Below are 13891 nucleotides of genomic sequence, written 5' to 3'. Positions count from 1 at the left end.
ATTCATTTGCATCTTAATCTTGCTTTTGCGAGTCAATGGGCTATTATAAGTCATATAACCTGATGTAGCAGAACGAGGGATTCAACTATGATGCACTGTCCATTATGCGGTCACGTGGCCCACACTCGCTCCAGCCGCTATCTGAGCGAGTCGACCAAAGAGCGTTACCATCAATGCCGCAACATCAATTGCAGCTGCACGTTCGCCACGCACGAGTCCGTCGCGCGGGTGATCGTCAAACCTGGCGATGACATTGTCCCGGCGCAGCCGCACCCGCCGGAGAATCAGCATAAACAAAGCGCCGCCGCGCTGTAATGCAAAAAGCCTGCTGATGCAGGCTTTTTAATGTCGCTGCCAGGCGGCTAAGTCTCGTAAATGCAAGGTGATAGATTTTTCAGATAAAAAAAGGGGTTGGCATAATGCCAACCCCTGATAACTATTAACTTTTGGATGCAGCGTTAGCCAACGCGGTTCAGACGCTCTTTGATACGAGCAGCCTTACCAGTACGCTCACGCAGGTAGTACAGTTTAGCTTTACGAACGGCACCACGACGTTTCACAGCAATGCTGTCGATTACTGGGGAGTGAGTCTGGAATACGCGCTCAACACCTTCGCCGTTGGAAATCTTACGAACAGTGAATGCAGAGTGCAGACCGCGGTTACGGATAGCGATAACCACGCCCTCGAATGCCTGCAGACGTTTTTTGCTACCTTCAACGACCCATACCTTCACTTCCACGGAATCACCCGGACGGAATGCAGGTACGTCTTGTTTCATCTGCTCTTGTTCAAGTTGCTTAATAATGTTGCTCATAATATGTCTCTTACCCTAGGTAAACTGATATATCGGTCCCGTCTGATGTCAGACGTTTCCTTCATAGTCCTGTTGCCTGGCCTGATGTTCCCGTTGGAACTCAGCCAGCAACACCGCTTGCTCGTCAGTCAGAGCTAGGCTTTCTAGAAGTTCAGGTCTTCTAAGCCAGGTTCGGCCCAGCGACTGCTTTAAGCGCCAGCGACGTATCTCGGCATGGTTGCCCGACAGCAGAACCGGCGGTACTTCCATCCCTTCCAACACCTCGGGGCGGGTATAGTGCGGGCAGTCCAGCAATCCGTCGGCGAAGGAGTCTTCCTCCGCTGAGGCCTGATGGCCCAGCACACCCGGTATGAAACGGGCGACTGAATCAATCAGGGTCATCGCCGGCAGTTCCCCGCCGCTGAGAACGTAATCGCCGATTGACCATTCTTCGTCAATTTCGGTTTGGATTACGCGCTCGTCTATCCCTTCGTAGCGGCCGCACACCAGAATCATCTTCTGATTGGCCGCCAGTTCGCACACGCCGGTTTGATCCAGCTTGCGCCCCTGAGGTGACAGATAAATCACCTTTGCTCCCTCGCCTGCCGCTGCTTTCGCCGCATGAATGGCTTCCCGTAAAGGTTGCACCATCATCAGCATTCCCGGGCCGCCGCCGTAAGGGCGATCGTCCACGGTGCGATGCCGGTCGTAGGTGAAGTCGCGAGGACTCCAACACTGCACGCTCAGCAGGCCATTTTTTACTGCCCGGCCAGTCACCCCGTAATCGGTGATAGCGCGGAACATCTCAGGAAACAGGCTTACAATACCGATGAACACAAGCCAATCCCCTTACCGTTATTCCACTTGCTTCGACCGTTTGATCCGGGGGTCAAAAACCAGGATCCCAATCTGCCTCAATCACGCGGGCAGTGAGATCGACTTTCTTGATAACCTGCCCATGAAGAAACGGAATCAACCGCTCCTTCATGCCGAACGCATCTTTCAGGTTCGCTTTCACAACCATCACATCGTTCGAGCCGGTTTCCATCATATCGATGACTTTACCCAGCTCGTAGCCGGCGGTGGTGACTACCTGGCAGCCCATCAGGTCTTTCCAGTAGTAATCGTCACCCTCCAGCGGAGGAAGTTGATCGGAATCCACCATAATCTCGCGATTAGTCAGCAGATTCGCCGCGTCCCGATCGTCAATGCCTTTGACCTTGATGATCAGATCCTGACTGTGGCGCTTCCAGTCTTCCAACTCGATATGCTGCCACTGACCCGCCTGCTGGATAAACCACGGCTGATAGTCAAAAATGCTTTCGGCGTTCTCGGTGGATGAAAACACTCTGAGCCAACCACGAATGCCGTAAGCGGACCCCATTTTACCGAGTACAATCGGCGCGATCGGCGCTACCGGTTTGAGTTGCTTGCTCATTGCCACCACCGCGACAGATTAAGCTGCTTTCTTAGCGTCTTTGATCAGCGCGTGAACGCGATCAGAAACGGTTGCACCCAGACCGACCCAGTGCTCGATGCGGTCCAGGTCCAGACGCAGTGCTTCAGCCTGACCGGAAGCGATCGGGTTGAAGAAGCCTACGCGCTCGATGAAACGACCATCACGAGCGTTGCGGCTGTCGGTCACTACTACTTGATAGAACGGACGCTTTTTAGCGCCGCCACGTGCCAAACGAATTGTTACCATAACATCCTCTTTAGTTAATAAAACAGCCGGGCCCCATTGAGGGACGGGGCCCGGTTGCAATATAAAAAGCCCGAAAATTTTACTCATTTTGGCGCAAAAAGCAATCTAAAGCGTCGATCGCAGGGGACAACTTTTGCAGCCTGTCAAATTTCGGGCGGTTTTCACCGCGAACGGCGAATGCTGAAAGCGCCCGCACTCGGCGTGCGGAGGCCTATCAGCGGCCTGGGAAGCCCGGCGGCATCATACCTTTCATGCCGCGCATCATCTTCGCCATGCCGCCTTTCTTCATCTTCTTCATCATACGCTGCATTTCGTCGAACTGCTTCAGCAAGCGGTTGACGTCCTGCACCTGCATGCCGGCCCCCATCGCGATGCGGCGCTTGCGCGAGCCCTTGATGATTTCCGGTTTGGCGCGCTCTTTCAGCGTCATCGAGTTGATGATCGCCTCCATGCGCACCAGCACTTTATCGTCCATCTGCGACTTGACGTTGTCCGGCAGCTGGCCAGCGCCCGGCAGCTTGCTCAGCATGTTGGCCATGCCGCCCATGTTGCGCATCTGCTTGAGCTGCTCCAGGAAATCGGTCAGATCGAAACCGTCGCCCTTCTTCAGCTTGTTGGCCAACTTCTCCGCCTGCTCGCGGTCGACCTTGCTTTCGATATCTTCGATCAGCGACAGCACGTCGCCCATGCCCAGGATGCGCGATGCCACGCGATCCGGGTAGAACGGCTCCAGCGCTTCGGTCTTCTCGCCCACGCCGAGGAATTTGATCGGCTTGCCGGTGATATGACGGATGGACAGCGCGGCACCGCCGCGCGCATCGCCGTCGACCTTGGTCAGCACCACGCCGGTCAGCGGCAGCGCTTCGTTAAACGCCTTGGCGGTATTGGCGGCGTCCTGGCCGGTCATGGCGTCGACCACGAACAGGGTTTCCACCGGCTTGATCGCCGCGTGCACCTGTTTGATCTCGTCCATCATCGCTTCGTCAACGTGCAAGCGGCCGGCGGTATCGACGATCAGTACGTCGTAGAATTTCAGCTTGGCCTGTTGCAGCGCGCGATTGACGATGTCGATCGGTTTTTCTTTGACGTCAGACGGGAAGAAGTCGATGCCGACGCCTTCCGCCAGCGTTTCCAGCTGTTTGATCGCCGCCGGGCGATAAACGTCCGCGGAAACCACCAACACTTTCTTCTTCTGTTTTTCTTTCAGGAATTTGCCGAGCTTACCGACGCTGGTGGTTTTACCGGCGCCCTGCAGGCCCGCCATCAGCACCACCGCCGGCGGTTGGGCCGCCAGATTCAGCTCGGTGTTGACTTCGCCCATCGCGGCGATCAGCTCGCCCTTGACGATCTTGACGAACTCCTGCCCCGGCGTCAGGCTCTTGTTGACTTCATGGCCGACCGCGCTCTCTTTGACGCGGTTGATGAAGTCGCGCACCACCGGCAGCGCGACGTCCGCTTCCAGCAACGCCATACGCACTTCACGCAGGGTTTCCTTGATATTCTCTTCGGTCAGCCGCCCGCGGCCGCTGATATTGCGCAACGTGCGCGACAATCGATCGGTTAAATTTTCAAACATCGTCTCATGCTCAACGTGTGATGACAGGCCGCTCCGGCGACACAATTGCGCCGATGATAACACGAAGCGCGCCGGATCTCTGCCTCAGCGTTGGAGATAGGTTGGAGTGAAACGCGCGCAACGTTATACTGACACTCCAATTAACCACGCCGAAGCAAAATTAAACGCTATGCCAGTTTTCTCCATTGTGGCTTTGATGGCCTACCTGCTCAGCCTTGGACTGATCATTCCCAGCTTGTTGCGGAAGAACAGCGCATACCGTCGGCTTGCCCTCGTCTCGGCGGTGGTGGCGCTGATTTGCCACGCCATCGCGCTGCAGCAGCGCATCTTCGACGTCAGCGCCGGGCAGAATCTCAGCCTGCTGAACATTGGCTCGATCGTCAGCCTGATCATCTGTTCGGTGATGACCTTCGTCGCCTCGCGCGACCGCGGCTGGTTCCTGCTGCCGATCGTCTACAGCTTCGCGATGATCAATCTGGCCTTCGCCAGCTTCATGCCCGGCGAGTTCATCACTCACCTGGAGTCCAGCCCGGAATTGATGGTGCATATCGGCCTGGCGCTGTTCTCTTACGCCACCCTGATCATCGCCACGCTCTACGCCTTGCAGCTTGCCTGGCTCGACTACCTTCTGAAAAACAAGAAGTTGACCTTTAGCGCCGACATGCCGCCGCTGATGAGCATCGAGCGCAAGATGTTCCATATCACCCAGATCGGCGTGGTGCTGCTGACGCTCACTCTGTGCACCGGCCTGCTGTACATGGATAACCTGTTCAGCAAAGAGAACGTGCATAAAGCGGTGCTGTCGATCATGGCCTGGTTCGTGTATATCGTGCTGTTGTGGGGCCATTACCATGAAGGCTGGCGCGGCCGCCGCGTCGTCTGGTTCAGCTTCGCCGGCGCCTTCCTGCTGACGCTCGCCTACTTCGGCAGCCGTCTGATTCAGCAAGTGATGGTGCGCTAAGCCGGCCGCCTCAACTTTCCCTCTCTATAAGGAATACTGCATTGGAGCATGTGTCGACGGGGACCCTCATCATTATCCTGGTGATCATGATCGTGGTCTCCGCTTACTTCTCCGCCTCAGAAACCGGCATGATGACGCTCAACCGTTATCGCCTGCGTCACCTGTCCAAACAGGGCAATCGCTCGGCGCGCCGTGTGGAGAAGCTGCTGCAAAAACCGGATCGGCTGATCGGCCTGGTGCTGATCGGCAACAACCTGGTCAACATCCTCGCCTCGGCGCTGGCGACCATCGTCGGCATGCGACTGTATGGCGACCTCGGCGTGGCGATCGCCACCGGCATACTGACCTTCGCCGTGCTGCTGTTCGCCGAAGTGCTGCCGAAAACCTTCGCCGCGCTCTACCCGGAACGCATCGCCTTCCCCAGCAGCTTTCTGCTGGCGCCGCTGCAAAAAGTGATGTTCCCGCTGGTCTGGCTGCTCAACGGCATTACCAGTATGACGCTGCGCCTGTTCGGCATTCGCACCAACGTGCGTATCAGCGATGCCGTCAGCAAGGATGAGCTGCGCACCATCGTGCGCGAATCCCAGTCGCAAATCTCCCGACGCAATCAGGACATGCTGATCTCGGTGCTGGATTTGGAAAAGGTGACGGTTAACGACATCATGGTGCCGCGCACCGAGATCGTCGGCATCGACGTCAACGACGACTGGAAGTCGATCATGCGCCAGTTGACCCACTCGCCGCACGGCCGCATCGTGCTGTACCGCAGTTCGCTGGACGACGCCATCGGCATGCTGCGCGTGCGCGAAGCCTACCGCCTGATGACCGAGAAAAAAGAGTTCAACAAAGAGAACCTGCTGCGCGCCGCCGACGAGATTTACTTCGTGCCGGAAGGCACGCCGCTCAACGTGCAGCTGGTGAAGTTCCAGCGCAACAAAGAGAAGGTCGGCATCGTGGTCGATGAGTACGGCGACATTCAGGGCCTGGTCACGGTGGAGGATATCCTCGAGGAGATCGTCGGCGACTTCACCACCTCGATGTCACCCACGCTGGCGGAAGAGGTCACACCGCAGAGCGACGGTTCGGTCTTGATCGACGGCACCGCCAACGTGCGCGAGCTGAACAAGGCCTTCAACTGGACCTTGCCGGCCAACGAGGCGCGCACCGTCAACGGCATGCTGCTCGAAGAGCTGGAAGAGATCCCCGAAATCGGCACCCGGTTGCGTATCGGCCATTACGATATCGACATTCTCGACGTACAGGGCAACATGATAAAACAGGTGCGGGTCACGCCGATCACCTCGCTGCAGTCCAGCGTCGGCCATCACTGACCGCTGGCCAGAACGTAAAAAAGACGCGAAATCGCGTCTTTTTTTCTCTGCGGGAACTCGCGGCTAGATATGCAGTTCCTGCAGCTTCTCTTTCGGCAGCGCCAGCTCGTCGTTGTGGTTCACCACCACGTCGTTATCCAGGATGTGCTTGGCGATCTCCTGCGCTTCTTCCAGCGAGTGCATATGGTAAGTGCCGCACTGGTATTCGTTCAGCTCAGGGATTTTGCGCTGGTCGGTCACTTTCAGCACGTCGGCCATCGCCGCTTTCCACGCATCGGCTACGCGCTGCTCTTCCGGCACGCCGATCAGGCTCATGTAGAAACCGGTACGACAGCCCATCGGGGAGATGTCGATAATCTCCACGCCCTGGCCGTTCAGGTGGTCACGCATAAAGCCGGCGAACAGGTGCTCCAGCGTGTGAATGCCGCGCTCGGGCATCACTTCCAGGTTCGGGCGGCAAAAGCGCAGATCAAACACCGTGATGGTATCGCCGTGAGGCGTCTTCATGGTTTTCGCAACGCGGACAGCCGGGGCTGCCATACGGGTATGATCGACGGTAAAGCTATCCAGCAATGGCATTTCGCTACCTCCTCGTAAAAGAGCATTTATTTCGAAACTTTTTTTCCTAACCGGGAAACCTTTTCCAACCCTGCGAGTCTCAGTATCTGAAAGACGCGCATTTGTTATCATCATCCCTGTCATCAGAGATGCATATTTGGCCACATTGATGTGGCCTTTTTCTTTTTCAGCTTCCGCCGTTTTGCTTCAGGAACGCTTCAAAGCTTAGCGTATCATTGGCTTCTATGTCGCGTTGGCGTTGCCACGAGGCTTCCCGCTCTTTATCCAGCTCGGCCTCGTTCAGGATTTCCAACGGCTCTTCCAGCAGCATCTTGCGATATTGCTCCGCCAATTGCAGGCCGACGCGCCCGGTGCCTTCCGCTTGCATCGCTTTCAGGATGCGTGCGGAGAAGGTCAGCTCAGGGTCGTCGAACGCGGCGACCAGCTCATCGCACACCTGCTGGTATTGGCGATCGCCGGCTTCGCCGTCCAACACTTCCGCTACCCGACGCAGATCGGCGAACAACGCCTTGCCCACTTTTTCGAGCGGTTCATGGCTGGCGCCACAGCCGATGCCGATGGTCTGGCCCGGCTTGCGGCCCTCCAGGATCACCCGGTTCCAGTTCTTGCGCGTGCACAGCAGTTCATCGCTGCTCATCTCCGGCGCATCGGCCAGCGCGCACCACACCAGGAACAGATCCAGGAAACGCGCCTGCACCGCATCCACGCCGATCGGCGAGAACGGGTTGATGTCCAGCGAACGCACTTCGATGTATTCGATACCACCGCGCAGCAGCGCGTCCGACGGCGTCTCGCCGCTTTTGGTCACGCGCTTCGGCCGGATCGGCGCATACAGCTCGTTCTCGATTTGCAGCACGTTGCTGTTCAGCTGCAGGTAACGGTCACCCTCTTTCACGCCCAGCTTGGCGAACTCTTCGGAAGGCGTCGCGATCGCCCGTTTCAGACCGGCCACATAGCTGTGCAGATCGTTAAAGGTGATGCCCAGATTGCTCTGCGACTTGTTGGTATAACCCAGGTCGCTCAGGCGCAGCGAAGTGGCGTACGGCAGGTAGCACATCCCCTGCTCGGTGCGCTCGAACGGCAGATTGGTCTCGCGCCCCTTGAGGAACGAAGAACAAATGGCCGGCGATGCCCCGAACAGATACGGGATCACCCAGCCGAAACGATAATAGTTGCGGATCAGGCGGAAATAGCCCGCCGAGATCTGCTCTTTACCGCTTTCTGCGTCCTGCACGCCGGCCCAGGCCTGCCAAAACTCCAGCGGCAGCGAGAAGTTGTAGTGCACGCCGGAAATGGTCTGCATCAGCGCGCCGTAGCGATTCTTCAACCCTTCGCGGTACAGCGTCTTCATGCGGCCGATGTTCGACGAGCCGAACTGCGCCAGCTCGATATCCTGCTCAGCTTCGATAAAGCACGGCATGCTGAGCGGCCACATGCGCTCATCGCCGATATTGCGCGCCACGTAGCGATGAATATCGCGCAGGAACGTCAGCAGGTGATCGATATTGTCATCAACCGGCGTAATGAACTCTAACAACGCTTCGGCGAAATCCGTGGTGATCCAGTGGTGCGTCAATGCCGCGCCCAGCTTTTCCGGATGCCCGGTGGTCGCCAAGGTGCCGTTCGGCGTGACCCGCAGCGTTTCACGCTCGATGCCGCGACGAATGCCTTTTAATGCCTGGGGATGGGCTTCCAACCAAGAAAGCGCCTGTGATACGTCCGGGATCAAATTGACCTCCCGCTTCTAAAAACAATAACTCGTAAGCATACTGAATCCGCACCCGAGAGAATATTGAGTTATATTCACTTGGTTACTGCCACCAGGCGATGCCCTGTACCGTTATCATAGCCAAAACGATGTAACGCAGCGCCTTTCCGATACACAGAAACAGCGCGACAGAGCCCCAGGGCATGCGCAGCCAACCTGCCAACACGCACAACAAATCGCCCACCACCGGCACCCAGCTGAGCAACAGCGCAGCCGGGCCGAAGCGTTGCAGCCACCCGAGCGCCGTTGCCAGCCCCCGCTGTGGTTTCAACGCCGGTAACAGGCGCCCGATAATGACATTGGTCAAGCCACCCAGCGTGTTGCCCAGGGTCGCGGCCAGCACCAACAACTCCGGCGAGACGCGACTCTGGGTCAGCAAGGCGACCAGAACGATTTCTGAATTTCCCGGCAGCAGCGTCGCACTGAGGAAGCTACTGCCAAATAACGATATTACGGCTAGCGTACTACTCACAGCGTACGGACGTCTACCACCGCCATACCGGCGCTTTTCGCCGCCTGAATGCCGAAATCAGCGTCTTCAAACACCACGCATTTTTCCGGCGGCACGCCGATCAGTTCGGCGCAGCGCAGGAAGGTGTCCGGCTCCGGTTTGTGGCGCTGCACGTCGTCCGCACCGACGATCGCGTCGAAGCAGTTGAACAGGCCGAGATGACGCAGCAGCATTTCCGCCATGCGGTGCTCGCTGCCGGTGCCGACCGCCATCGGACGGCGGCCATGATAGGACTTCACCACCTCGATCAGCGGCAATGGACGCACGCTGTCCAGCAGCATCGCTTCCACCGCGCGGGTTTTCTCCGCGGCCAGATGATGAGGATCGAGATCGGCCTGATGGCTGGCGATAATCGCCTGCGCGATGCGCCAGGTCGGCGAACCGCTCAGCGCCACCATGGCCGCTTCATCAAACGTCATGCCATAACGGGACAGCACTTCACGCCACGCTTTACGGTGCGTTGGCTCGGTGTCCAGAATCGTGCCGTCCATGTCGAAAATAAGACCCTGATAGCGGTCGTACATCGTTACTCCATGATCGTTGAGGAAAGAAAACTACTTTAGCGTAAAGCCGTTGGGTTGTCGCTGACTGCGTCATAACGGAATGTGCTGTGCCCTATCGGGCGCAAAGGAGGACAGGGGTGAAGTAGAGAATGGTTAAATGCTGAAAAGCGAAAAACCCGCCGAAGCGGGTTTCTCTTAGATGGTGCATCCGGGAGGATTCGAACCTCCGACCGCTCGGTTCGTAGCCGAGTACTCTATCCAGCTGAGCTACGGATGCATTACTGTTTTTACTGCTTGCCTGCTTCGCTAATGAAGCCAGACTTAAAGAATGGTGCATCCGGGAGGATGATTCGGCGCTTGCGCCTCACCCTGCGGGCCGTTGCTGAAGCAACGTTATCCTCCCTAAGGGACACTTTCTTTTTTACTGCCCGCCTGAAGATTTCTCTTCGCAGTACGGGAAGTGAAGAATGGTGCATCCGGGAGGATTCGAACCTCCGACCGCTCGGTTCGTAGCCGAGTACTCTATCCAGCTGAGCTACGGATGCACAGTAATTCTTTGATACCCTATGGTACTTTGTTCCCAACTCTACCATACGGCTAATATGGTGCATCCGGGAGGATTCGAACCTCCGACCGCTCGGTTCGTAGCCGAGTACTCTATCCAGCTGAGCTACGGATGCAAATGGCGGTGAGGCGGGGATTCGAACCCCGGATGCAGCTTTTGACCGCATACTCCCTTAGCAGGGGAGCGCCTTCAGCCTCTCGGCCACCTCACCAAACGCTTCTTTCGAATTGTGCCTAACTCGCTTTAGAGAAGCTCATCGGCACTGCGTGGCGCACATATTACTTTCTCCGACTTTTAAGTCAAACAATTTTTCCCAACTCATGCGCGTTTGCACAATTCGCACCCAACATGGGCGATTTCACGGCAAAAAGGGCGTTTTATCAACAGGCAACCGCCGCGTCTGTAGCAACAAAGCAGGAAACTAACCGGGAAAATAATCACGAAAAAGAAGAGGGAGGGTGAAGGAAGTGGGTAAAACGATGCAGTAGCGTCTCGTCTGGCAACGAGACGCTGCTTCGGAATCAGTAAGTCGTCTGCTGAGACTTCTCTGCCTGAATGCGCTGATAGATTTCTTCACGGTGAACCGAAACCTCTTTGGGGGCGTTCACACCAATACGCACCTGGTTGCCTTTTACCCCTAGCACAGTAACCGTAACCTCATCGCCAATCATGAGGGTTTCACCAACTCGACGAGTCAGAATTAACATTCTTTGCTCCTTGAAAGATTAAAAGAGTCGGGTCTCTCAGTTTCCCCGTCATTATCCATCATATGTGGTGAAAACGTAAGCCGCGCAACCCACAATAAGTGTAAGCAGACTTGGTCCCACCTCAGATAATGGTAAGTTTAGCCGACCTGAAAAACTTTGTTCCCGCAATTGTAACTAAATTGTGTTAGCACAGTATGAAAACGCCATAATCAACAAAGTATTATGGCGTTTGTGCGTGCTATTTATTTATATTCACAGCTTCGAGGCCACCCAGGCTTCTACGCTGTTTAACGCCGCTGGCAGGGCGTTGATATCCGTCCCCCCCGCCATCGCCATATCCGGGCGACCACCGCCCTTGCCGCCGACCTGCTGCGCCACGTTGCCGATCAACTCGCCGGCTTTCACGCGGTCAGTCAGATCCTTGGTCACACCAGCAACCAGGCTGACTTTGTCATCAGCCGTCGTTGCCAACACGATGATGGCCGAACCCAATTGATTTTTCAGGTCATCTACCATGGTGCGCAGCATTTTGGCTTCGACATTGTCCAACTGGCTGACCAACAGCTTCACGCCGTTAACCACTTTTGCCTGGCTGGACAACGAAGCGCTCTCCTGCGCCGCCTGCTGATCTTTCAACTGCTGCAGTTCTTTTTCCAGCGCGCGCGTGCGATCGAGCACCGAGCGCACTTTATCGGTCAGGGTGTTACTGTCGCCTTTGACCAACTGAGCAACGTCTTGCAACAAATCGCTTTGCTGATGCAGCGTAGCGATAGCGCCAGCGCCGGTCACCGCTTCAATACGGCGGATGCCCGCCGCGGTGCCCGACTCGCTCAGAATGCGGAACAGGCCGATATCGCCGGTGCGGCTGGCGTGGGTGCCGCCGCACAGCTCGGTGGAGAAGTCGCCCATGGTCAACACGCGCACGTTGTCATCGTACTTCTCGCCGAACAGCGCCATCGCGCCCTTCTCTTTGGCATCTTCCAAAGCCATCAGCTCGGTCTGCACCGGCAGGTTACGACGCACCTGCTGGTTCACCAGATCTTCCACCGCGCGGATTTGCTCCGGCTTCATCGCTTCGAAGTGCGAGAAGTCGAAACGCAGGTATTTGTCGTTAACCAGCGAGCCTTTCTGCGCGACGTGGTCGCCCAACGTTTGGCGCAGCGCGGCGTGCAGCAGGTGAGTTGCGGAGTGGTTCAGACGAATGCTGTTGCGGCGCTCAGCGTCGATCTGCGCGTCCACGCGATCGTTCAGCTTCAGCGAACCCTGCGCCAGTTTGCCCTGATGGCCGATAGCCTGACCGTATTTCTGGGTATCGTTGACCGTAAACTCAGCGCCGGCGGCTTTCAGCACGCCTTTATCGCCGACCTGGCCGCCGGATTCGCCATAGAACGGCGTCTCATCCAGCACCACCACCGCCTCTTCGCCGGCGTTGATCTGATCGACCGGCTGGCCGTCGCGGAACAGCGCGATGACCGTCGCCTGCTGCTCGTCGTGATCGTAACCGCTGAACTGGCTGCTGCCATCCACGCGGATCAGGCTGTTATAGTCGGCGCCAAAGCCGCTGGATTCGCGCGCACGGCGGCGCTGTGCTTCCATCGCGTCTTCAAAGCCCGCTTCGTCGACTTTCAAACCGCGCTCGCGGCAGACGTCAGCGGTCAGATCGATCGGGAAACCGTAGGTATCGTACAGACGGAAAGCGGTTTCGCCGTCCAGGGTATCGCCCTGCAGCTTGGCCAGCTCTTCGTCCAACAGCGCCAGACCACGCTCCAGCGTGCGGGCAAACTGCTCTTCTTCGGTTTTCAGCACCTGCTCCACCAGCGATTGCTGGCGTTTCAGTTCGTCGGCCGCCGGGCCCATCACTTCGATCAACGGCGCCACCAGTTTGTAGAAGAAGGTGTCTTTCGCGCCCAGCATGTTGCCATGGCGGATCGCGCGACGAATGATGCGGCGCAGCACATAGCCGCGGTTTTCGTTAGACGGGATCACGCCGTCCGACACCAGGAAGGCGCAGGAACGAATGTGGTCGGCGATAACGCGCAGGGATTTGTTGTCCAGATCGGTTGCGCCGGTCACTTTAGCCACGGCGGCGATCAGGGTACGGAACAGATCGATTTCATAGTTGGAGTTCACATGCTGCAACACCGCCGCAATGCGCTCCAGACCCATACCGGTATCCACAGAAGGTTTCGGCAGCGGCAGCATGGTGCCGTCGGACTGACGGTTGAACTGCATGAAAACGATGTTCCAGATCTCGATGTAGCGGTCGCCGTCTTCTTCCGGGCTGCCTGGAGGGCCGCCCCAGATGTGATCGCCGTGATCGTAGAAAATCTCGGTGCACGGGCCGCATGGGCCAGTGTCGCCCATCTGCCAGAAGTTGTCGGAAGCGAAAGGCGCGCCCTTGTTGTCGCCGATGCGGATAATGCGCTCGGCCGGTACGCCGATTTGCTTCTGCCAGATGTCGAACGCTTCGTCATCGGTTTCATACACGGTGACCCACAGTCGCTCTTTCGGCAGGTTGAACCAGTTTTCACCGGTCAGCAGTTCCCATGCGTAGCCGATCGCGTCGTGCTTGAAGTAATCGCCGAAGCTGAAGTTGCCCAGCATTTCAAAGAAGGTGTGGTGACGCGCGGTATAACCGACGTTTTCCAGGTCGTTATGCTTGCCGCCTGCGCGCACGCAGCGCTGCGAGGTGGTGGCGCGGGAATAGGCGCGTTTGTCGAGCCCCAGGAAAACATCCTTAAATTGGTTCATGCCGGCATTGGTAAACAGCAATGTCGGATCATTGTTAGGCACCAGGGAGCTGCTCGCTACAACCTGATGACCCTTACTATGAAAGAAATCGAGAAACGCTTGACGGATCTCAGCGGTGCTCTTGCTCATAATTTTCCTGG

General features: G+C 57.0%; 14 protein-coding genes and 4 tRNA genes. 3 read left to right on the top strand and 15 right to left on the bottom strand.

Annotation, left to right across the window (positions count from 1 at the left end; genetic code table 11):
- Positions 1 to 87 precede the first annotated feature (87 nt).
- Positions 88 to 315 carry an ogr/Delta-like zinc finger family protein gene (locus ACJ8IM_RS11200; RefSeq protein WP_016929021.1) on the top strand — a complete coding sequence of 76 codons (228 nt, stop codon included), beginning with the start codon at positions 88 to 90 and terminating at the stop codon, positions 313 to 315.
- A 143-nt stretch (positions 316 to 458) separates the two neighbouring features.
- On the opposite strand, the gene rplS is transcribed toward ACJ8IM_RS11200, so the two are convergent.
- The 5 genes from rplS to ffh all read right to left on the bottom strand — a co-directional run bounded on the left by rplS (position 459) and on the right by ffh (position 4075).
- Positions 459 to 815: a 50S ribosomal protein L19 gene (gene rplS, locus ACJ8IM_RS11195; protein ID WP_025301638.1), complete on the bottom strand. Its 357-nt coding sequence runs from the start codon at positions 813 to 815 to the stop codon at positions 459 to 461.
- A 48-nt stretch (positions 816 to 863) separates the two neighbouring features.
- Positions 864 to 1631 carry a tRNA (guanosine(37)-N1)-methyltransferase TrmD gene (gene trmD / locus ACJ8IM_RS11190; RefSeq protein ID WP_004932485.1) on the bottom strand — a complete coding sequence of 256 codons (768 nt, stop codon included), beginning with the start codon at positions 1629 to 1631 and terminating at the stop codon, positions 864 to 866.
- Positions 1632 to 1683: 52 nt separating this feature from the next.
- Positions 1684 to 2232 carry a ribosome maturation factor RimM gene (gene rimM / locus ACJ8IM_RS11185; protein WP_033637182.1) on the bottom strand — a complete coding sequence of 183 codons (549 nt, stop codon included), beginning with the start codon at positions 2230 to 2232 and terminating at the stop codon, positions 1684 to 1686.
- Between the two features lie 18 nt (positions 2233 to 2250).
- Positions 2251 to 2499 (bottom strand): 30S ribosomal protein S16, encoded by a 249-nt coding sequence (gene rpsP, locus ACJ8IM_RS11180; RefSeq protein WP_004932501.1) that lies wholly within the window; start codon positions 2497 to 2499, stop codon positions 2251 to 2253.
- 214 nt (positions 2500 to 2713) lie between these two features.
- The gene (gene ffh / locus ACJ8IM_RS11175) at positions 2714 to 4075 is read right to left on the bottom strand and encodes a signal recognition particle protein (protein WP_004932504.1); all 1362 of its coding nucleotides are present in this window, start codon (positions 4073 to 4075) and stop codon (positions 2714 to 2716) included.
- Between the two features lie 169 nt (positions 4076 to 4244).
- On the opposite strand from ffh, the gene ACJ8IM_RS11170 reads away from it, so the two are divergent.
- Together ACJ8IM_RS11170 and ACJ8IM_RS11165 are read left to right on the top strand one after the other, a co-directional pair.
- Entirely contained in the window at positions 4245 to 5036 is a 792-nt protein-coding gene (locus ACJ8IM_RS11170) for a cytochrome C assembly family protein (RefSeq protein WP_033652955.1), read from the top strand.
- Between the two features lie 41 nt (positions 5037 to 5077).
- Entirely contained in the window at positions 5078 to 6367 is a 1290-nt protein-coding gene (locus tag ACJ8IM_RS11165; protein WP_033637180.1) for an HlyC/CorC family transporter, read from the top strand.
- A 63-nt stretch (positions 6368 to 6430) separates the two neighbouring features.
- On the opposite strand, the gene luxS is transcribed toward ACJ8IM_RS11165, so the two are convergent.
- The 10 genes from luxS to alaS all read right to left on the bottom strand — a co-directional run bounded on the left by luxS (position 6431) and on the right by alaS (position 13880).
- Positions 6431 to 6946 (bottom strand): S-ribosylhomocysteine lyase, encoded by a 516-nt coding sequence (gene luxS, locus ACJ8IM_RS11160; RefSeq protein WP_019455133.1) that lies wholly within the window; start codon positions 6944 to 6946, stop codon positions 6431 to 6433.
- Between the two features lie 166 nt (positions 6947 to 7112).
- Entirely contained in the window at positions 7113 to 8675 is a 1563-nt protein-coding gene (gene gshA / locus ACJ8IM_RS11155) for a glutamate--cysteine ligase (protein WP_033650024.1), read from the bottom strand.
- Positions 8676 to 8757: 82 nt separating this feature from the next.
- Entirely contained in the window at positions 8758 to 9186 is a 429-nt protein-coding gene (locus ACJ8IM_RS11150) for a YqaA family protein (RefSeq protein ID WP_004932520.1), read from the bottom strand.
- On the bottom strand, positions 9183 to 9749 hold the full coding sequence (gene yqaB / locus ACJ8IM_RS11145; RefSeq protein WP_033637176.1) for a fructose-1-phosphate/6-phosphogluconate phosphatase: 567 nt from the start codon (positions 9747 to 9749) through the stop codon (positions 9183 to 9185). Before yqaB ends, ACJ8IM_RS11150 begins: the two co-directional genes overlap by 4 nt.
- Before the next feature lie 179 nt (positions 9750 to 9928).
- Positions 9929 to 10005 (bottom strand) — tRNA-Arg (locus ACJ8IM_RS11140).
- 191 nt (positions 10006 to 10196) lie between these two features.
- A tRNA-Arg gene (locus ACJ8IM_RS11135) sits at positions 10197 to 10273 on the bottom strand.
- Positions 10274 to 10331: 58 nt separating this feature from the next.
- Positions 10332 to 10408 (bottom strand) — tRNA-Arg (locus ACJ8IM_RS11130).
- A gap of 3 nt (positions 10409 to 10411) precedes the next feature.
- Positions 10412 to 10504, bottom strand: a tRNA-Ser gene (locus ACJ8IM_RS11125).
- Positions 10505 to 10814: 310 nt separating this feature from the next.
- On the bottom strand, positions 10815 to 11000 hold the full coding sequence (csrA, locus tag ACJ8IM_RS11120; protein ID WP_004091602.1) for a carbon storage regulator CsrA: 186 nt from the start codon (positions 10998 to 11000) through the stop codon (positions 10815 to 10817).
- Positions 11001 to 11252: 252 nt separating this feature from the next.
- Positions 11253 to 13880: an alanine--tRNA ligase gene (gene alaS, locus ACJ8IM_RS11115; protein WP_033649274.1), complete on the bottom strand. Its 2628-nt coding sequence runs from the start codon at positions 13878 to 13880 to the stop codon at positions 11253 to 11255.
- Between the last annotated feature and the right edge of the window lie 11 nt (positions 13881 to 13891).

This window comes from Serratia sp. CY33525 (assembly GCF_052169115.1).
Lineage (GTDB): Bacteria > Pseudomonadota > Gammaproteobacteria > Enterobacterales > Enterobacteriaceae > Serratia > Serratia sarumanii.
Note: the sequence above shows the minus strand (reverse complement) of the source record. Positions and strands in the feature narration are given on the sequence as shown.